Annotated in this window: 1 protein-coding gene; it reads right to left on the reverse strand. The window is 41.7% G+C overall.

The genetic code is table 11. The features are described 5' to 3' along the window. Window positions 1–533: TetR/AcrR family transcriptional regulator (locus ACWHAR_RS27590; RefSeq protein ID WP_452088503.1), on the reverse strand; the 533-nt coding region annotated here is incomplete at its 3' end. Window positions 534–686: the final 153 nt, after the last annotated feature.

Genomic DNA, 686 nt, shown 5'->3' on the forward strand with positions numbered 1-686 from the left:
CCCGCAATTGTCTCTTTATCAAGCGGGGGGTGTTGTTTTTCCCAGTCAAAAATGAGCGCGATATAAAGCTTCAGCATCACAAAGGCTGTCAGTTCAGGGTCGCACTGCTTGATTGCGCCGCTTTTGATCCCGTCTTCAATCTTACTTTTGATATAAGACAGTATGGCTCGCTCCATTTTCTGGATCACTTCCTGAACTGCCATTGTACCAATCTCGGCATTCTCTTGGAAAATTTTAATCGTCAGCTGATGTGTTTTCCTGAACTCCAGAATGGCAAACAGCGCTCTGTGCACATTTTCATGGAACGGAAGGTTCGGCTCCATCGCTTCATCCGCTTTTTGCTTCATTTCCTTTAATAAAGTAGTGAAAATCTCGTCAAACAGCTCTTCTTTGTTTTTGAAAAAAGTATAAATGGTTCCCTTCCCCACGTTCGCAAGTTTTGCGACAAGATCCATTGTCGTCGCTTTATACCCGAACTGCGTGAAAGACTTTGTAGCCGCCTCCAAAATGAGCTTTTTTCGATCTATTGACATTGTATTCACCTCGAAACTGACCGTTTGAACATTTTAGTCATTAAGTACATATGCAAATGTATCATAACCTGCTGTTCAATTCAATCATTTTTTTACACAATATTGCCATTGCACATCAAAAAAACCTCCGCCATAAAGCGGAGGTTTTAGCTG

The organism is Bacillus sp. LR--39, from assembly GCF_053613335.1.